Genomic DNA, 17,802 nt, shown 5'->3' with positions numbered 1-17,802 from the left:
TGATTTCGGTTACCTGCCCGTGGCGCGGTTGGGCGCGGTTGGTTTCGTGAAACAGTCGATCCTGCCCCGGGCGGTCACCGTCATACTTTCTGGTAAGCCTGCCAGCCGGTGCTCTAATTCTTCAGCGCTAATGTGCCGCGCAGACGGACTCATTTTCACCTGGGCGGCGATCGAGGCTTTTTCTAACCGCATGGCGAATTCAATCGTGCGCGGGCTACCAATTGGCTCGAGAATCCCGTGTGCCTGCTGATATAACCGCGCGATTTTGTCTTCTTCCACTGACACGATCCCCAGTGGTTTTCGCAGCTCATCCAGGTGCCCGGTATCTGGTGTGAGTACTACCACTTGCCCGGCAGGTTTTAATACCCGGGCGAATTCTGGCATATTTCGTGGTGCGAACACGACCGAAAGTGCATCAGCGCAGTCATTAGCAAGTGGTAACCTGCGCCAAACATCAGCAACCACCGCTCCAACCCGCGGATGACATTTCGCTAATTGTTTCGCCGCAGGCGTCGAAATGTCTAATCCGACCCCGCGAGCACCGGCGATGCTGTCGAGGCTATGAGATAAATAATATCCTGTGCCCGCGCCGGATTCGATGATGACTGGTGCCGAATCTTGACTAGATTCCAGTGACGTTTCCGTCGCCACCACCATCGCCTCGGTGACCGCTTCGACAAACGGCGCAAAATGCCCTCCGGCAAGAAACGTCTCCCGGGCTTGGATCATGCCAGCACTATCGCCATCATGTTTTCTTCCCGCCCCGGCAAGCAAGCTGACATAGCCTTGCTTAGCGACGTCAAAGCTGTGTCCGGATTCTGACACTAACCGGCGGAAGTCATTGTCTCCATGCAGTGGAGTGCCATCGTTGGGGTCAGCGAGTACATCAATTACCTCAGCAAGCATGGTGCTAGATTATCCTTCGTTTATCCCGCGTGTTTCTTCTGGTTGTTCAGCTGTCTGCTGTTGCGTATCGGCAGTCTTGTCAACAGCCGTATCTGCGGGCCCTCCGGCATCGGCGTCGCTCTGCTGAAAATGTTCGAGTTCGCTGCGTAATCTCATGAGCTCACGCTGGCATTCGGCTAAAACAGCATCGACTTGATCAGCACGATATCCGCGTGGAACCACCGAAAATTCCACGGCGTCAAGGTCTCCCACAGACACTGCCTGCCGATTCGCTAGCCCAATCGCACTGCAATTTTCCGCGTGTGCGTAATCTGCATACGCATCGCTGTTACTCGCACCGCTGACTCGGGCGGCTGCATCATCGGCACCATCGGTTCCGAAAAGTTTGGCCCACCCCACGACCCCACATATCACGATGATCGCGGTAATAATGAGCAGAAAAATCCATGACAAAAAGATCGTCACTGTTATTGCACCCCATAATCGTGTAACGGCGCACGTTCTACAAATGCGCAGTCTTTTCGCACAGAATCTGGCACCAGGCCGGCGCGCTGGCTAATCGTAGCCGCAACGATATCTGCCATCGGTGCGAGTTCGGCTAATGGTTTGTTTCGGTGATGGCGGGTACCAAGTTCTACCTGGGTAACCGCTGGAACCCCGAATTTTTCTGCGGTATCAATGAGCAAGCCAGCCTCCACACCGAAACCACCGACGAACGGCAACTGCAGCGCTGCTGAACGGCGAATCGCATATTCTCCTCCCAGCGGTTGTGCTATTTGCGCTAATTCAGGAAAAAATAGCCGCAGCAGCGGCTTCGCGGTTAATTCTGTAACGCGGCCTCCACCGTCGCTCGCGCCGTGGAAGCCGCGGCGATAGATGGGTTTTACGAGTTGCAACCTGGCATCGTTGGCTAACGGCTGCGCCAACGAACTCACTAATCCGGCAGGTGGATCGACCAGATCCGCATCGACGAACACCACAAAGTCGTGTCGTGCCTCAGCTACCCCGCGCCAAAGCGATTCTCCTTTTCCCGGCAAAGGCACAACCCCACGCCCCGGCGCGGCGTCCTGCCAGTTGACCACGCGTGCCCCCGCGCTCCTAGCACGCGTTGCGGTGTCGTCGGTGGAATCCGCGTCGATGACGATGATTTCACCTGGTGCTTCGTCCTGGATGGCGGAAACCACCGAGGCAACAGTGTTTTCTTCGTTCAGCGCCGGGATGACGACACTCACGTGACGCATAAAGTCGATCCCGCGAAAGACGCGATCGTGAGCGTCTGAGCCTTGCTGTGGTCTCATAACAGCCCACGGATGGTGTTATCGGGTGCTCGGTCGCCGCTGATTGCAGCAGTCATTTTGATGACGTCTAAAGTCTCTGCCACTTCGTGTACGCGGAATGCGGCTACTCCACGGGCCGCCGCCCAGGCCGTGGCTGCCAGCGTTCCCACTACTCGTTCACGCGGGGCACGTTGCAGGGTCTCGCCAATGAAATCTTTATTCGACAATGCCATCAGCACTGGCCAGCCGGTAGCAACGAGCTCATCGCAGCGCCGCAGCAATTCCAGGCCATGGAAGGTATTTTTTCCGAAATCATGAGTGGGATCGATAAAAACTTTGTGCTCTGGGACCCCACACGATACTGCACGTTCGGCCAGGGCTGTGGTCTGCTTAATGACATCGGCAACCACATCGTCATAGTGAACCCGGTGTGGCCGGGTACGGGGTGTATTAACCCCCGTGTGCGAGCAGACATATCCCACTTGGTGTGCCCCAGCAACCTCGATTAATTCGGGTTCATAGCCTGCCCACGTATCGTTGATCAATCCAGCGCCGGCTCTAATAGCGGCGTCGGCAACATCGGCCCGCCAAGTATCAACAGAAATCGTGATTTCTGGATGACGTTCGTGTACAGCAGAAATCGTCGGGATAACGCGATCTATTTCTTCTGCAGCCGTGACTTCTTCGCCGGGGCCTGCTTTCACTCCGCCGACGTCAATGATGCTCGCACCGTCGGCAATGGCCTGATCTGCTCGTGCCAGCGCGGAATCTTCAGCAAAGGTCGCTCCTTTGTCATAAAACGAATCCGGGGTGCGATTAATAATCGCCATGATCTCAGTCATGCACATCTGCCTCTGCAATGCGCGTGTGCACGGAAACGATGTGCTCAACGGCTTCCTCGACATCGTCGGTAAGAATAAACAGATCCATATCAGCGTGATCAATCATGCCTTCGGCTAACAAGCGCTGTTGCAACCAATCCACCAATCCCGACCAGAATTTCTTACCAACCAACACTATGGGGAAACTCGTGACTTTTTTGGTTTGCACCATGCACAGCACTTCAAAGAGTTCATCGAGGGTCCCCAACCCACCTGGTAAGCAGACGAAGCCTTGCGAATACTTCAAAAACATCGTCTTGCGAGCAAAAAAGTAGCGAAAGTGAATTCCCAGCCCAATATAGTCATTGAGCCTCTGCTCAAAGGGCAGTTCGATGCCAAGCCCGACGGATCGCCCGTCCGACTCGAATGCGCCTTTATTAGCTGCTTCCATTAGTCCTGGACCGCCACCGGTGATCACGGCATAATCGCGTTCCACGAGTCGCGCCGCGATCTGTTCACCCCAGTCATAGTATTGGTGGCCCCGCGGGATCCGAGCTGAGCCGAACACAGTGACGGCTTTCGGGAGCTTGGCGAGAGCGTCGAAACCAGCAACAAATTCGCCTTGGATACGCAAAATGCGCCACGGGTCCGCGTGCATCCAGTCGTGATCAGCGGATCGCTCCAGTAACCGCTGGTCATAGGTCGATTGAGACTGGGTCTCATTACGCGTGATCACGGGACCACGCATGCTAGCATCACGCCGCGGCGAACGGTCCGCAGTGGGTTCTGCGTTCGTACTACGTGCCGACGCCGACGAGCCGCCTGTGGCACCAGTGTGGGAAGGATCTGCAGCCATGTGAGAAGCCATAACTAGGAAGGTATTTCTTCTTTCTTCAGGTAGTCAATAAGTTGATCCGCGACCTGGGTAATCTGCGCCGTCGGGCATTGTTCATCGGGTTTGTGTGCAAAACCTGGATCGCCGCAACCAAAGTTCACCGCCGGTACGCCCATCGCACTGAACCGGGACACATCCGTCCAGCCCAGTTTCGCACGGAAATTACCGCCCACTGCTTCAACCAGACGCTGAGCCACGGGCGCTCCGAGTCCTGGCAGTGCAGCGCCAGCGCTGTCATCAACCTCCACATACAGGGGCGAGTCGTCGGCAAGATCATCCAATCCCAATACCTCGAGCGCGTGCGCTAATGCCTCGTCCTCGCTGCGATCGGGCGCGAAGCGGAAATTCACAAACATCCAGGCATCATCGGGAATCGTGTTGGTTGCCACGCCTGCCTCCAGGTGCACGATATTCAGACCTTCGCGATACGTGCAACCATCAATGACCACCTCGCGTGCTTGATAGTCTGCAACCTTCACCATGACCGGGGCCAAAATATGCGCTGCATTGGAACCTAACCATGACCGCGCCGAATGCGCTCGGTGCCCGCGCGCCCCGATTTTCAGCCGCAAAGTCCCCTGGCAACCGGCCTCAATGATTCCGCCGGACGGCTCTCCTAGCAGGGCGAAATCGCCGGATAGCCATTCCGGGTGATCACGCTGCAGATGGTACAAACCGTTGTATTGAGTAGCGACCTCTTCGCCCTCGTAGGCAATCATCGTCAGATCACACGACAGATTTCCGTGATGCACTAGCTGCGCAAAAACATGCAGGTACACGGCCAAACCAGACTTCATATCTGTCGTGCCGCACCCATGCATTACTAACTGCCCCGCAGCATCGTGAGCAATAGAATGCGGAACGTTATCGGCAATCGGAACCGTATCCACATGGCCTGCGAGTACCACGCGGGTATCGAACCCCGCATTAGTCTTTGCACACACTGTGTTGTTATAGCGCTGCACCTCGATATCTACAGCCGCTTGCTTCTGCACATCTATTAATGCCATCTCGATGGCATCGGCAATGGTGTCTTCATGATGGGATGGCGACGCAATATCCACTAACGCCGCGGTCAGCGCTACTGGATCAGAGTGAAAATCCAAGCGCAGAGCGGATTGAGGGGATTGTTTGCCAGAAGGCTGGGCAGATTCTGCTTGTTCCGTGCGTGGTTGAGTGTCTCGGGCTTCTGGTGTATTCACAGTCACCTAGCCTACCGCGATTTTTCCAATATTCGCGAGGGCTTCAGGATGGTGTTCATAGATTGCGGTATTGCCAACCACGTGGTGCCAGCCTGCAAACCGTAACGTGCATTTATTACACCCCAAGACGTGATCCAGCAAACGTTCTGGGCTAGGGTGTTTATATTCTGCGAGGACGAGAAAGGCGCTAATCATGACGCAACCGCAAGCCGGGTCATCTCCGGCACAAAAACAGGGTGGGAACCTGATGAAAACCCGACACCTGACCATGATGGGACTCGGCTCTGCCGTGGGTGCGGGATTATTCCTGGGAGTCGGCCTAGGCATCCAAATCTCGGGTACTTCAGTTTTATTGTCTTATATCGTGGCCGGAATCTTGGTCACCCTCATCATGCGCATGTTGGGTGAAATGGCCGCCGCTCGCCCCTCCCTCGGCTCCTTTTCGACGTTTTCTGGCATGGCCTTCGGCAACTGGGCACGATTCACCAACGGTTGGATCTACTGGTTCATGCTCGTCATGGTCATGGGCGCAGAAATCACTGGTGCCTCCGCCATCATCGGCAGTTGGTTCGGTATAGCTCCAGTCATTCCGGCATTGATCACCGTCGTATTTTTTGCTTTGGTCAACTTCGCTAATGTCCGCGGCTTTGGCGAATTCGAATTCTGGTTCGCCATCATCAAAATCGTGGTCATTGTGGGATTCATCGGCATCGGCTTGTTGATGATCTTCGGTCTATGGCCGGGTGCAGACGGCGCAAACCCCGGTGAATTTGTCGAGAACTTCGCCCCGAATGGGCTTTCCGGAATCGCTGCTGGCTTATTGGCAGTAGCCTTCGCATTCGGTGGTATCGAATTGGTGACCATCGCGGCTGCTGAGTCGGAAGACCCAGCGAAAAACGTGAAAACTGCGGTCAATGCGATTATTTTCCGAATTCTGTTCTTCTACATCGGCTCAGTGCTGGTGATCACGCTGCTGCTGCCGTTTGATTCCATCCAGGATGCAGACGTTGCTGCAGAGTCACCATTCACCCAGATCCTCTCACTGGCTAATATCCCCGGCGCAGCCGGATTCATGGAATTGATCATCGTCATTGCGCTGTTGTCAGCGTTTAATGCGCAGATTTATGCCACCTCACGTCTGGTGTTCAATATGAGCCGAGATGGCAACGCCCCGGCAGTGTTTTCCCATACCAACAAGGCCTCATCGCCGCAGAATGCAGTTATTTTGTCCGTGATTTTTGCCTTCGGTTCGGTTGCACTGCAATGGTGGAATCCTCCAGGACTGTTAGCATTCCTGTTCAACGCCGTTGGCGGATGCTTGCTGGTCATTTGGATCCTCACAATTTTGTCGTACCTGAAGCTGCACCCAGTGATGAAACGCAATGGCGAACTCGATGAGTTCAAAGCCGGCTTCTACCCCTGGGATGGATACATCTCACTGGCAGCGCTGGCTGGAATCATCATCTTGATGCTCACCGACGCCGGAGCTCGCGGCCAGTTGGTAGCAGTCGCTGTACTCGTTGCCATTTTGCTGGTTGCGGCAGTATTCGTCGGGCAAAACCGCAAACGTAAAGGTTTGTCCAACGTCGTCAAGCAATAATCGTGGCCCAGAAATAAGCGTCGAGGGCGCTAAACTAGCGTATCTTTTTCGGGTATGCTCGTGTCAGCAAAGGCGAGTCACAACTATAACTTCACTCACAAGTGTGGCTCGTGATGACAGTCCCCGATAAAGAATAGGTTGCAGCTTTTCTATGACTTCAGCATCGGCACGCGGACTTGCCACTGTTACCCACGATGGCACGGTTCTCGACGTCTGGTATCCAGCGCCAAAACTTGGAGAATCCGTCTCCACCAGCGCAACAAACAAACTGGATGAGGTTCCACAGCAATTTGCTGATCTCGTTGGCCCAGACGAAGAGCGCGGAGTCGCTCGGATCGCCGTACGCACAGAGATCGCAGACTTAGATCAGGCACCACAAGACACCTACGATGCGTATCTGCGTCTCCACCTTCTGTCCCACCGCCTGGTCAAGCCACATGAACAAAACCTCGAGGGCCTGTTCGGCCTATTGGCCAACGTCGTCTGGACGAACTACGGACCATGCGCAGTGGATGATTTCCAAATGGTGCGGGGCCGATTGGCCAGCCGCGGGCCAGTAATCGTCTACTCCGTCGACAAATTCCCACGAATGGTGGACTATGTCGTCCCATCAGGTGTGCGCATCGGCGACGCAGACCGCGTACGCCTAGGCGCCTATCTCGCAGAAGGCACCACCGTGATGCACGAAGGCTTCGTCAACTTTAATGCCGGAACCTTGGGCTCCGGCATGGTCGAAGGCCGTATTTCGGCCGGCGTGGTCGTCGATGACGGTTCGGATGTCGGCGGCGGCGCTTCGATCATGGGCACCTTGTCGGGCGGCGGCAAAGAAGTCATTTCCGTGGGCAAACGCTGCCTGCTGGGAGCTAACGCTGGAATCGGCGTCTCCCTGGGCGATGACTGCGTAGTAGAAGCCGGACTCTACATCACCGGCGGTACCAAATTAACCGTCTTCGGTTCCGTGGCAGAAGCCATCGGGGTCTCGAATGGTTCCACGGTCAAAGCCAGCACACTCAGTGGCGCCAGCGGAATCCTATTCCGCCGGAATTCGGTATCTGGCTCGGTCGAGGCTACGGAATGGAAAGCCTCTGCTGTACAACTCAACGAAGATTTGCACAACAACTAGTGACAAACTAGTTGTACAACGCTAAGTTGCTGGGGAGTCGAGGACCACTCGGCTCCCCTTTGGGCTTTTCCGAAACGTCCAGACTTTATTGATCACAAAATTCACTGGCATCGAAACCAGGATTGACATGGCGCTCGCCCAATAAAACTTTGTACGCAACCCAGTAGAATCATCAAAGATGTGCTCTGGCAATGCCATGGGCGATTCGGGGTTCATCAGCAATACCAAAACAATTTGCGAAACAACCAGTGCGCCAAGCCCTGTGACCATAAATGGTACTAATCCACGGAGCCACCCGACGGAGGAAACACCTCTGAATGTCCAGGAACGGTTAAGTTGGTAGTTCCAAATATTCGCAACAACAAACGCCACTATGGTGAACACGTTGTACCAACGAATATTAAAATCCGTGTTTAACAAGGGCAGAAAAATTTCGCGTTCATTGAGCGCGAAGGCCGCCTCAGCAAATTTTTTGCAGAGATACACCACGGTGAGATTGACGATGACCCCAGAACCGCCCACCATCCCAAATTGGATAAATTGGCGGAAGTGCGCAAGCGCCTGCACCGTCTTGGGTGAAGATTCGACCACACAGTCCCTTTCGACGACCGAACAAGAAACAAACAGCAGCAAAAAGCTACTGCTCTGCGCGCAACCGGGCTACGGCTGCATCAATGCGTTCATCGGTTTCAGTCAACGAAACGCGCACATGGTTTTTACCCTTCGGGCCGTAGAATTCTCCGGGCGCGACAAGAATACCGCGTCGAGCAAACCAATCAACGGTGTCACGGCATGGTTCATCGCGGGTCGCCCACAAATACAAGCCGGCCTCAGAATTATCAATCCGGAAACCAGCGTCCAGCAGCGCACCTAATAGTTGTGCGCGACGGCGCGCGTAACGCTGTTTCTGCTCCAGTTCGTGAGCATCGTTATCCAGAGCGGCCACCATTGCCTCTTGAATGGGCCCAGGCACAATGAGACCTGCATGCTTGCGTGCCTGCAGCAGCGCCGAAATGATTTCCGGGTCGCCGGCCAGGTAACCAGCCCGGTACGACGCCAGGTTTGACGTTTTCGACAGCGAGTGGATAGCAAGCAAGTTAGTGGTATCGCCATCACACACCCGTGGGTCCAGAATAGACAGGGGTTGATCTTCGTCTTCGCCTTGCCAACCTAATCCCAGATAACACTCGTCCGAGGCGACGATGACACCACGCGACTGCGCCCAGCCCACTACTTTGCGTAAGTGCTCGATGCCCAAGACTTTGCCTGTCGGATTCGACGGGCTGTTGATATACAACAAATCTGGTTTTGCTGGACCAATTTGGGTAAGCGAATCTGCGCGCAACACATTCGCACCCGCCAACCGCGCAGAAACCTCATACGTTGGGTATGCCAATTCTGGAATGACAACGGACTTCGCTCCCAGCAAAGTGGGCAACCAGGCAATCGCTTCCTTCGTACCAACGACAGGCAGCACGGATTCGGCCTGCATATTATAACGCCGCTGCAAGGCAGCAGAAATGGATGCTCGGAGTTTTTCGGTGCCTGCTGTTTGCGGGTACCCGGGTGCTGCACCAGATTCTGCCAATGCCAATTGAATGCCTGGAGCGACCGGATCAACCGGTGTACCTACAGACAGGTTCACGATCCCGTCGGCATGGGATTCTGCCGTTTTCTTGGCATCGGCCAAGCTATCCCACGGAAAATCTGGGAGCGAAGGTGTGCGCATCATCGTTTCTTATCCTTAATCGGTCGTGTACAGCCGATTTTATCCCAGGCGAGCTGGCGTCGCCCCTGGATGCCACCGGAGATTTAAATCTCGACGTCCTGATTTTGCGGAGGCAGTTTTGTAATCATCGGATGGTCGAAATCTTGTGGTCCTAAGCCCGCAGCTCCGCCCGGAGATCCAAGGTCATCAAAGAAGCCAACGTTTGCATCGTAGTATTCTTCCCACTCATCCGGGGTATCGTCTTCATAGAAAATTGCTTCTACCGGGCAAGCTGGCTCACAAGCACCGCAGTCGACGCATTCATCCGGGTGGATATACAACATGCGCTTGCCTTCATAGATGCAGTCAACCGGGCATTCTTCCACACAGCCGCGGTCCATCACGTCGACGCACGGCTGGGCAATGATATAGGTCATGGGTTCTCCTGAATACTTTGTGCTGTTTCGGTACGACGGCTTCTTCTTTGGTGTTTGTGGTAAGCAATGACCGGCCAAGCTGCTCCTGCCAGGACGGCACACACCAAACCCACCACGTACGCAACCGCAGCTGACGTGGGCAACATCAGCCAAACCACACCCATCCAGATTACCGTGGGAAGTAGCTGAACAAGGTAGTTCGACGACCACAACGTGGCGGTTTTCACCAAAACCAGGCACCAGCCGAAGGCTAATGGGATAGTCCACGGCAGGCTCGTAACCTTGAGTTCGATGGTAGCGGGCAAATACTGCAGACAAAAAACTGCACCGACTGCAGCGAAAATGCTCAGCCAGACGAGGGCTCCGACAACCTCTCCGCGACTGAATTCGGTGCGTATTACTCGTTTACCCACCGATGCTGCTCCTGTGCACGCGCAATCGGCCCAGGACCAAACGGTAGCTGATAATGCTCGGTGCGAGTTATCGGGTAGGCATACAAGTTTGACAGGGCATAAACCCCAGCGAGCGCGTCATCGTGGGTGGTCGTCACGGTCTCTGGATTAACTTCCGAGGCCCGGCCGTCGGCAAGCCACACTTGCGTGGCGTGGGCAGCCATGGCCTCGCGTTTTGCTGTAACTTCCGCCTCAGATAGTTCCAAACCCACATCGGTAATCTCGTCAGTGCCATTGAATAAATATTCCTGGCTGGGCCACTGCCAGCCTGCTGGCAAAGCGAATCGTTTCTGGCCTTCCACAACCCCGTCGCGGTACAAAACTGTCCACCAGACTTCGGGGTCGATGCCGTCGGCATGCACCCGGGATAACGCCTCATGTGTGGCATCATGCGCAGCAATGTGATCCGGATGCCCATATCCTCCGTCAGGACCGTAGGTAATTACCAGATCGGGTTGTTCTGCCCGCAAGAACTTCTCGACGGCAGTGGCTGCACTATCGACGTTATTGACCAATGCCCGTGGATGTTTAGCAGACTCCGACCCTGCCATACCCGAATCACGAAGATTTATTCTTTGGCCACGTACTCGCAAGATATCGAGGGCGTCGGATAATTCATGCAGACGAAACTCGGCTAAATCCTCCACGATTTCCGCTCGCCCAATAATCTCGCCTTCTTCACCATTCGTACACGTCAAAACGGTGACCTGAGCACCTTGCCGAGCGAAACGTGCCAAGGCGCCGCCTGTCCATATTGCTTCATCATCCGGGTGCGCGTGTACCGCCAACACCTTCATTGCTCTACCTCCAGCTACATTTCTGTCTCATGCCGATGCACGGGGTGTCATGGGTTTATAAATCAGTTCAACGTATCAGCAGCATGCGGTTATTAGTTAAGGTTCTGGGATATCCGGTTCCGCGGTCAGTGGAGCTGCAGCCCGCTTATCAGCGGAACCCGTTGGATCTGCTGGACCTGCCAAATCCCAATATGGGGCCAATTTTAACCCGGCAGGCCAGTCGCCTAATTCTGGTTCCGGCCCCACCATACCGCTGCCGAGAATCCGAATTCGTCGCTCATCGAGCACCGGGATGTGCAGGATATGATCCGATTCCAACGTCGAAACCAATTGGCTCGCTCGATCATTATCTACTGCCCCACTAAGCACGTCTGCCCACGCGTTTTCAACCTCGGGTGCACACTGCGGTAACCAATCAGCATATGCAGTGTTGGTCGCTGGTGCACGACAGAGCAACTCATCGGCAATGTTCAATGACGTCGTGCTTGTATCGTTCCAGCTAATTACCGCATCGACAGCACCATCTGGTGCCAATTCTTCGCTGATTGAGACAAAATCATCGGCCACCACTTCCGCGGCTACACCGGCTGCTACCATCCGATCCACGAGAACGCTCGCGGCGGCATTGGCCACGGTATCGGCCGGATCTGCTGCAATCCGAAGCGGGCGCCGGTTGCTCGTCTGTTGCCGCAAAAGGCTTACGTGCTGCTCAGCCACTTCCCCGGGCCCCATCGTGCCATCGCCTACTGCGCCCCCATCGCTACCAACCGTCTTGGCGGCATCGTCCGAGTGTCCAGGAACCCGAAGGTCAGTACGCCGACCAGTCGCCTGCACCGCGAGCGAAGAAATATCGAGCGCACGCGCAAACTCTGCACGCATGTCGTGGTCCCGGAAAATTGGGGATTGGCTCAGTAGCTCCACCTGCAGCTGTCGCGAAGTATTCAAACGGAACACCTGGGTACCTGGTAGAGCACTATACGATAAAAATGTCGTTTCTCCGGGCGTGAGATCAGCGAATGCAATCTGCCCGGAACGCATGAGATTAAGTCCTTGCGCTGGATTGCGAATCTCGGTCAATTCCAGCACGTCGATCCGAGCAGGATCAGCACCCCAGAAACGATCATTGCGGTGCAAGGTTACCTTTCCGCGAGCCCAATCAACGCCGTCAATGTGATAACGGCCTGCGCTAGCAGGGATTTCCCGAGCTGCCGAAAACGGCGCATTCATCAAATGCGCAGGTAATAAATAGTGGAATAATTCGCGCCAGTCATTGACACGTTGCGAGAACTCCACATCGACAATTTTGCCACCGGCGGTAGTCGTGATGTTCGAAATCGCGAAATAGCCAGCAGCACCGACCACCCCCGGCGTGGACGTCATCTGCTGCCACAAATAAATAAAGTCTTCACCCGTGATTGGGGTGCCATCGGACCACTGTGCCTGGGGTGAGATTTCATAGCGTACCTTCTGGACGACGGGCTGGTCCGCCGGATCCACCTGTTGCGTGGATGTGCCTCCCGACGACTCAGATTCGGCCTGGTGCTCGTCGCTTCTGGTGTGGTGTTCACGCACTGGAACTTCTTCTGCGGAATCTAACAGCTCCGTGATTTCACCGTTGACAAACGCCGACGGCAACACAAGCGCGGCGATATCGTCGACGACGGCTTGTTGGTTAGCTTTCAGGTGCGGGTTCAAACCAAAATGGATCGGGTCGATGCCGACACCAACCTGGGACTTTTCCGCTGGATTTCGGCGATGCTCGCGCTCTTCCGCGTCGGATTCACCTGGACGAGACTGCCCTGCTCCGGCTTCTGACGCCGATGGGGTGTCTCCGCGAGCAACATCAGCAGCGCTGGATTCAGCCTCTTGCCCGGTCTCAATTGGTGGTGGGCCAGGATTAGCCACACATGCGGTCAACAAACCAGCAACAGCCACGATGGCACCAGGAAACATTCGACGACGCCGGGTCTTTCCCGAACCAGCATCTGTGTCTTCCGCAGGCAATGCGGCTGTTTCGTGTCTGCGCATCATGGCTGTAAGTATTCTTCTTAGCTCACTTAAGTGCCAAGAGTTCTGGGCTATCTGGCTTGCGTGGCTGTCTGCCTATTTCTGGTTTTTCGCACGAGATGCAGCGCGACGACGCTCAGCAGCGTTAAGCTCTACCTTGCGCACGCGCAGTACCTCTGGCGCAACTTCGACGCATTCGTCGTTGCCACAGAATTCCAGTGCTTCTTCCAGCGACAGAGTCTTGGCTTTTGCCAGGGTGACGGTGGTATCCGCAGAAGCTGCACGCATATTGGTCAGCTTCTTTTCCTTCGTGATGTTGATATCCATGTCTTCATCACGGTTATTGGCACCAACAACCATGCCTTCGTAGGCTTCTGCGCCTGGTTCCACAAAGAAGTTGCCGCGGTCAGCCAGCGACATCAGCGCAAACTGGGTGATCTTGCCGGAACGGTCCGCAACGAGCGAACCGGTGGCGCGAGACTTGATCTGTCCGGCCCACACGTCCATGCCATCGGACATGGAGTTCGCGATACCGGTACCGCGGGTTTCTGTCATAAATTGCGTGCGGAAACCAATCAAACCACGGGCCGGAATGCGGAAGATCATGCGGACCCAGTCGCCTTCTTTGATGTCCATGGATTGCATCTGGCCTTTTCGACCAGCCAACAGCTGGGTCACAGCACCCTGGAATTCGCTCGGGACATCAATAGTGATGATCTCGTAAGGCTCGTGCACCTGACCATCAATGGTTTGCGTGACAACTTCCGGCTTGCCGACGGTCAGTTCGAAGCCTTCCCTGCGCATGGATTCAATCAAGACAGACAACGCCATTTCGCCGCGTCCCTGCACCTCCCAAGCATCTGGCTTTTCGGTGGGCAGCACGCGCAGCGAAACGTTACCGATCAGTTCTTGGTCCAGGCGGTTTTTCAGCAAGCGGGCGGTCATCTTGTCGCCACCGCCGCGGCCAGCCAATGGCGAGGTATTCACGCCGATGGTCATAGAAATTGCTGGCTCATCGACAGCGATGCGTGGCAGTGCCTTCGGAGATTCTGGATCAGCGACGGTATCGCCGATCATAATTTCCGGGATACCAGAGATAGCGACGATATCACCAGCGATTGCTTCTTGCGCCGGCTGGCGGTCGAAACCTACGGTACGCAGCAACTCTGCGACCTTGACAGTAGTGGTCTTTTCATTGCCGTCTTCGTCGTAATGAATCCACGCAACCTGCTGGCCTTTGGTGATCTTACCGGCGTATACACGCAGTAGCGCGAGACGTCCCAAAAAGTCCGAGGAGTCCAAGTTAGTGACGTGCGCTTGCAGTGGAGCATCAACGGTGGCGGATGGTTCCGGCAAAACGTCGTAGATAACATCGAACAATGGCTGCAGATCCTCAGAATCTGGCACATTGCCATCGCCCGGGTTCTCCGTCGAGGCTTTGCCTTCGCGGCCAGAGGCGTACAGGACAGGCAGATCCAGCAGTTCTTCGGCTGCCGCGGCAGCTTCTTCGTCTTCGAGGCCAGCTGCGATTTCCAAGAGTAGGTCTTGGGATTCTTGCACGACGTCGTCGATGCGGGCATCTGGACGGTCCGTTTTGTTGACGGCGATGATCACCGGCAGCTTTGCTTCCAAAGCCTTGGTGAGAACGAATCGAGTTTGTGGCAGTGGACCTTCGGCGGCGTCGACAAGCAGCACTACGCCGTCAACCATCGAGATTCCGCGCTCGACCTCACCACCGAAGTCAGCGTGGCCCGGGGTGTCGATGACGTTAATAATAAGGTCGGCGCCGTCTTTACCCAGCCCCTTACGACGGACCGCAGTGTTTTTCGCGAGGATCGTAATGCCACGCTCTTTTTCCTGGTCATTCGAGTCCATGACGCGATCATTGACTTCGCCATGTTCACCGAACGCACCGGATTGTTCGAGCATTCCGTTGACGAGCGTGGTTTTGCCATGGTCGACGTGTGCGACGATTGCGACGTTGCGGAACTCAGTGTTCACAGTACTCCTGAAAGATTGTGGGTTTTAACGCTTCAACGATACTCGCCTTGCAGCCGACATGCATCTTTCTTGATCGCCCCATCCCCCGCGAGTTCCAACCCCAACCCCGTAAATCGACAACAGCACAATCCCCAATGCGGCAAACAACCTGACAAATAGCCCAGCAAACACCCCGAGAATTAACCATTGCGTTAAGTACTGTGGGCCACTAACCTTATAAAAATTGTGACAGATGTTGCGTTTGTTATTAGAGTGACAATAATAAATACTAAGTAAATCTCACCAGAGGCAAAGAAATACCTGCACAGCCGTTACACTCAGGCTTTGACCGCAGGCAGACTTTATCCCCAAACCCGGTACACGGAGGATCACATGGCCGCAGCCATTCGCCCACGCACCATTATGGCTAGCATTACCGCTGGCTGCGCCCTCATCGCAGCATCGACCCTGCAGGCTCAGGCAGCGCCGATGCCTTCCAGCCTGCCGTCGACGCCCACAATTGAGCATCAGCTCAATGACCTCCACAGCAGCCAGCTCAATGACTTTTTCGAGCGCTTCTCTCCGGTTGACCATTTGGGGCGTCCTACTCCGAAAACAGCCGCACAAATCCGTGATTTCGCCCACCAACCGTGGATTCCACCCCAAGCACGGGATGCAATCTTGCAGGCACTCGATTTCGCCACCGGCGCCGGTGAAACTGGTGGGCCAGACCTGCCACAACAAGGCCCGAGTTTCACACAGTTTGGCTGGCCAACGGTAGCAGGCTCATGCATCAACGGCACACACAACAGCGTCGGCACAGCAATAGCAGTACCGGGGCCAGCGGAAATTCCAGCTCCGGGCGCGCGCGCCCACGAAACCGCCTTCCTATTCACGGCACTAGGAACCGCCCCAGCTGCCCACAGCCAAGATATGCGGGCGCATTGGTTCAACCTGAGCAACGGCAAATACGGTACTGCCGCCTTGGGCAATCACGGCATCAATCCCGAAGGCCCAGCCACCATTTCTGGCGTCGCCGATACTGGTCGCGGAACCATCGTGGCCCTGCTGGAAGGCAGCGTGCACACAGAACACAGTAAGTGCAACTATTTCCCCACCGCAGCCATCATCACCAGTTAAACTTCGTTGAGATCATGCACCCAGTTAAACAAGAAACTTTCGCCACCGAATGCGGCATCAACATCGACCCAAAAGGCTTCCACCGCGTGGTCGATACTTACCATGAAACACAATTCGGTTTGTACATGGCCCGGGGCGCTGATCATCCACAATTCGGTTATTTGGAATCGTGGCTACTGCCAGATCTTTCCCTGCGTGTGAGCATTTTTCACTACCGCCCAGGTTATGAAAGGCCGCAAGACTATTACATTGACATTGTTGATATTAGCAGGGTCGATATCAACAATGCCGATATCAACAATGCCGATATCAGCAACCTAGACGCAGTTACCTCCACCATCCCGCGATCACTATCCGCCGAAACAACGCGTGCTTGGCACACCCGGGATTTATACGTTGACATCGTCTCATTAACTGGGAAGCAAGTCGACGTACTCGATATTGACGAACTCGCAGAGGCCACCGCCGAAGGCCTCATCAGTGCCGAGGATGCCGAACACGCCATCGAGGCCACGCTACGCGCGGTAGAAGGCATTACTCGCCACGATGATAATGTCCTCGCCTGGCTGGATTCTTTGAACATCCCTATTTCCTGGGCGGATCCGGCAACTATTGAGCTCACCCCACCACTACAAAACTAGGCTCCCAGCAGCTAGGCGCCGAGTAACAATGACACCGCCATGATCGCCATGCCCGCTATGAGCCCGTATACGGCGGCATGGTGTCGCCCAGTCACCTCAGCCGTCGGCAAGAGTTTATCCAAACTGATAAACACCATGACCCCGGCGACCGCGGAGAACACAACTCCCAACGCCGCAGGCCCCATGATCGGCATTAATAGAGCAAACCCCACGACGGCACCGAGTGGTTCTGCTAAGCCCGACAAGGTTGCTGCCGCCCACGCTTTCCACCTAGAACCCAGCGCTTCGCGCAACGGGATCGCAACCGCAATGCCTTCCGGGATGTTGTGAATAGCAATCGCTACCGCCACACCGACAGCGATACCAGGCTCTTCCAGGCCAGCGATGAACGTCGCCAAGCCTTCCGGGAAGTTATGAATGGCAATCGCTGCGGCAGTAAACACCCCGGTCTTAAGAAATCGAGCTCTCGGGTCATTTTGCAGCTGTAACGGCTCATGCGGGTTCACGTCTTCGGGAACCAACCGATCGATGATGAGAATCATGAGAATTCCGGCAAAAAATCCCGCGACCGCCCAACCACCAATAGATTCCATGGCCTTCGGTAAGATTTCGACGAACGACACGTAGAGCATGACACCAGCAGATAACCCTAATGAGGCGGCCATAAACGCTGGACCGGGGCGTCTTTTGGCAATTGCAATCGCGCCGCCGATTCCGGTGGAAAGCCCGGCGGCAAGTGTGAGTGCGAACGCGAATAAGATCGTGGAAGTGTCGTACATCGTTTCCCGAAAGTCGGTGACTGATTAAACTAAGCGG

General features: G+C 55.2%; 17 protein-coding genes. 4 read left to right on the top strand and 13 right to left on the bottom strand.

Features of this window, described 5'->3' with window-relative positions; all coding sequences use genetic code 11:
• Positions 1–9 precede the first annotated feature (9 nt).
• From ACP8MI_RS04145 to dapE, 6 genes are all read right to left on the bottom strand, one after another.
• On the bottom strand, positions 10–906 hold the full coding sequence (locus ACP8MI_RS04145) for a methyltransferase domain-containing protein (protein ID WP_239211984.1): 897 nt from the start codon (positions 904–906) through the stop codon (positions 10–12).
• Positions 907–915: 9 nt separating this feature from the next.
• Complete coding sequence (locus ACP8MI_RS04140) at positions 916–1,371, bottom strand: DivIVA domain-containing protein (protein WP_049148191.1); 456 nt, start codon at positions 1,369–1,371, stop codon at positions 916–918.
• Between the two features lie 2 nt (positions 1,372–1,373).
• The gene (locus ACP8MI_RS04135) at positions 1,374–2,147 is read right to left on the bottom strand and encodes a glucosyl-3-phosphoglycerate synthase (protein WP_490290715.1); all 774 of its coding nucleotides are present in this window, start codon (positions 2,145–2,147) and stop codon (positions 1,374–1,376) included.
• 53 nt (positions 2,148–2,200) lie between these two features.
• Positions 2,201–3,025: a dihydropteroate synthase gene (gene folP / locus ACP8MI_RS04130; RefSeq protein ID WP_018119961.1), complete on the bottom strand. Its 825-nt coding sequence runs from the start codon at positions 3,023–3,025 to the stop codon at positions 2,201–2,203.
• The gene (locus ACP8MI_RS04125) at positions 3,018–3,752 is read right to left on the bottom strand and encodes an LOG family protein (protein ID WP_026167770.1); all 735 of its coding nucleotides are present in this window, start codon (positions 3,750–3,752) and stop codon (positions 3,018–3,020) included. Before ACP8MI_RS04125 ends, folP begins: the two co-directional genes overlap by 8 nt.
• A 122-nt stretch (positions 3,753–3,874) precedes the next feature.
• Positions 3,875–5,011 carry a succinyl-diaminopimelate desuccinylase gene (gene dapE, locus ACP8MI_RS04120; protein WP_026167769.1) on the bottom strand — a complete coding sequence of 379 codons (1,137 nt, stop codon included), beginning with the start codon at positions 5,009–5,011 and terminating at the stop codon, positions 3,875–3,877.
• Between the two features lie 283 nt (positions 5,012–5,294).
• Between dapE and ACP8MI_RS04115 the strand changes: the two genes are divergently transcribed.
• Both ACP8MI_RS04115 and dapD read left to right on the top strand, forming a co-directional pair.
• The gene (locus ACP8MI_RS04115) at positions 5,295–6,701 is read left to right on the top strand and encodes an amino acid permease (RefSeq protein WP_018119957.1); all 1,407 of its coding nucleotides are present in this window, start codon (positions 5,295–5,297) and stop codon (positions 6,699–6,701) included.
• 151 nt (positions 6,702–6,852) lie between these two features.
• On the top strand, positions 6,853–7,824 hold the full coding sequence (gene dapD, locus ACP8MI_RS04110) for a 2,3,4,5-tetrahydropyridine-2,6-dicarboxylate N-succinyltransferase (RefSeq protein ID WP_018119956.1): 972 nt from the start codon (positions 6,853–6,855) through the stop codon (positions 7,822–7,824).
• Positions 7,825–7,845: 21 nt separating this feature from the next.
• Here dapD and ACP8MI_RS04105 read toward each other — a convergent pair whose 3' ends face one another.
• From ACP8MI_RS04105 to typA, 6 genes are all read right to left on the bottom strand, one after another.
• Positions 7,846–8,349 (bottom strand): GtrA family protein, encoded by a 504-nt coding sequence (locus ACP8MI_RS04105; RefSeq protein ID WP_049148251.1) that lies wholly within the window; start codon positions 8,347–8,349, stop codon positions 7,846–7,848.
• Positions 8,350–8,461: 112 nt separating this feature from the next.
• Positions 8,462–9,556 carry a succinyldiaminopimelate transaminase gene (dapC, locus tag ACP8MI_RS04100; protein WP_490290714.1) on the bottom strand — a complete coding sequence of 365 codons (1,095 nt, stop codon included), beginning with the start codon at positions 9,554–9,556 and terminating at the stop codon, positions 8,462–8,464.
• An 80-nt stretch (positions 9,557–9,636) separates the two neighbouring features.
• Positions 9,637–9,969, bottom strand: coding sequence for a ferredoxin (fdxA, locus tag ACP8MI_RS04095; protein WP_018119953.1), 333 nt, complete (start codon positions 9,967–9,969; stop codon positions 9,637–9,639).
• 397 nt (positions 9,970–10,366) lie between these two features.
• The gene (locus ACP8MI_RS04090) at positions 10,367–11,218 is read right to left on the bottom strand and encodes a PIG-L family deacetylase (protein ID WP_018119951.1); all 852 of its coding nucleotides are present in this window, start codon (positions 11,216–11,218) and stop codon (positions 10,367–10,369) included.
• A gap of 96 nt (positions 11,219–11,314) precedes the next feature.
• Positions 11,315–13,249, bottom strand: a complete 1,935-nt coding sequence (locus ACP8MI_RS04085) for an ABC transporter substrate-binding protein (RefSeq protein ID WP_425654447.1) — start codon at positions 13,247–13,249, stop codon at positions 11,315–11,317.
• Positions 13,250–13,321: 72 nt separating this feature from the next.
• Positions 13,322–15,226 (bottom strand): translational GTPase TypA, encoded by a 1,905-nt coding sequence (typA, locus tag ACP8MI_RS04080; RefSeq protein ID WP_018119949.1) that lies wholly within the window; start codon positions 15,224–15,226, stop codon positions 13,322–13,324.
• Positions 15,227–15,598: 372 nt separating this feature from the next.
• On the opposite strand from typA, the gene ACP8MI_RS04075 reads away from it, so the two are divergent.
• Both ACP8MI_RS04075 and ACP8MI_RS04070 read left to right on the top strand, forming a co-directional pair.
• Positions 15,599–16,345 carry an Rv1157c family protein gene (locus tag ACP8MI_RS04075; RefSeq protein ID WP_049148194.1) on the top strand — a complete coding sequence of 249 codons (747 nt, stop codon included), beginning with the start codon at positions 15,599–15,601 and terminating at the stop codon, positions 16,343–16,345.
• A 14-nt stretch (positions 16,346–16,359) separates the two neighbouring features.
• Positions 16,360–16,986 (top strand): ribonuclease FAU-1 family protein, encoded by a 627-nt coding sequence (locus ACP8MI_RS04070; protein WP_249606449.1) that lies wholly within the window; start codon positions 16,360–16,362, stop codon positions 16,984–16,986.
• An 11-nt stretch (positions 16,987–16,997) separates the two neighbouring features.
• On the opposite strand, the gene zupT is transcribed toward ACP8MI_RS04070, so the two are convergent.
• Positions 16,998–17,765 (bottom strand): zinc transporter ZupT, encoded by a 768-nt coding sequence (zupT, locus tag ACP8MI_RS04065; RefSeq protein WP_018119946.1) that lies wholly within the window; start codon positions 17,763–17,765, stop codon positions 16,998–17,000.
• Between the last annotated feature and the right edge of the window lie 37 nt (positions 17,766–17,802).

Source organism: Corynebacterium sp. LaCa_70 (genome assembly GCF_058182015.1).
Note: the sequence above shows the minus strand (reverse complement) of the source record. Positions and strands in the feature narration are given on the sequence as shown.

Excerpts from the sequence above, each read along its gene's own strand:
- ACP8MI_RS04115 (WP_018119957.1), top strand. The coding sequence starts at position 5,295 with ATGACGCAACCGCAAGCCGGGTCATCTCCGGCACAAAAACAGGGTGGG.
- ACP8MI_RS04145 (WP_239211984.1), bottom strand. The coding sequence starts at position 906 with ATGCTTGCTGAGGTAATTGATGTACTCGCTGACCCCAACGATGGCACT.
- zupT (WP_018119946.1), bottom strand. The coding sequence starts at position 17,765 with ATGTACGACACTTCCACGATCTTATTCGCGTTCGCACTCACACTTGCC.
- ACP8MI_RS04085 (WP_425654447.1), bottom strand. The coding sequence starts at position 13,249 with ATGATGCGCAGACACGAAACAGCCGCATTGCCTGCGGAAGACACAGAT.
- ACP8MI_RS04070 (WP_249606449.1), top strand. The coding sequence starts at position 16,360 with ATGCACCCAGTTAAACAAGAAACTTTCGCCACCGAATGCGGCATCAAC.
- ACP8MI_RS04125 (WP_026167770.1), bottom strand. The coding sequence starts at position 3,752 with ATGCGTGGTCCCGTGATCACGCGTAATGAGACCCAGTCTCAATCGACC.
- ACP8MI_RS04075 (WP_049148194.1), top strand. The coding sequence starts at position 15,599 with ATGGCCGCAGCCATTCGCCCACGCACCATTATGGCTAGCATTACCGCT.
- ACP8MI_RS04135 (WP_490290715.1), bottom strand. The coding sequence starts at position 2,147 with ATGCGTCACGTGAGTGTCGTCATCCCGGCGCTGAACGAAGAAAACACT.
- folP (WP_018119961.1), bottom strand. The coding sequence starts at position 3,025 with ATGACTGAGATCATGGCGATTATTAATCGCACCCCGGATTCGTTTTAT.
- dapC (WP_490290714.1), bottom strand. The coding sequence starts at position 9,556 with ATGATGCGCACACCTTCGCTCCCAGATTTTCCGTGGGATAGCTTGGCC.
- fdxA (WP_018119953.1), bottom strand. The coding sequence starts at position 9,969 with ATGACCTATATCATTGCCCAGCCGTGCGTCGACGTGATGGACCGCGGC.
- ACP8MI_RS04105 (WP_049148251.1), bottom strand. The coding sequence starts at position 8,349 with ATGGTGGGCGGTTCTGGGGTCATCGTCAATCTCACCGTGGTGTATCTC.
- dapD (WP_018119956.1), top strand. The coding sequence starts at position 6,853 with ATGACTTCAGCATCGGCACGCGGACTTGCCACTGTTACCCACGATGGC.
- ACP8MI_RS04090 (WP_018119951.1), bottom strand. The coding sequence starts at position 11,218 with ATGAAGGTGTTGGCGGTACACGCGCACCCGGATGATGAAGCAATATGG.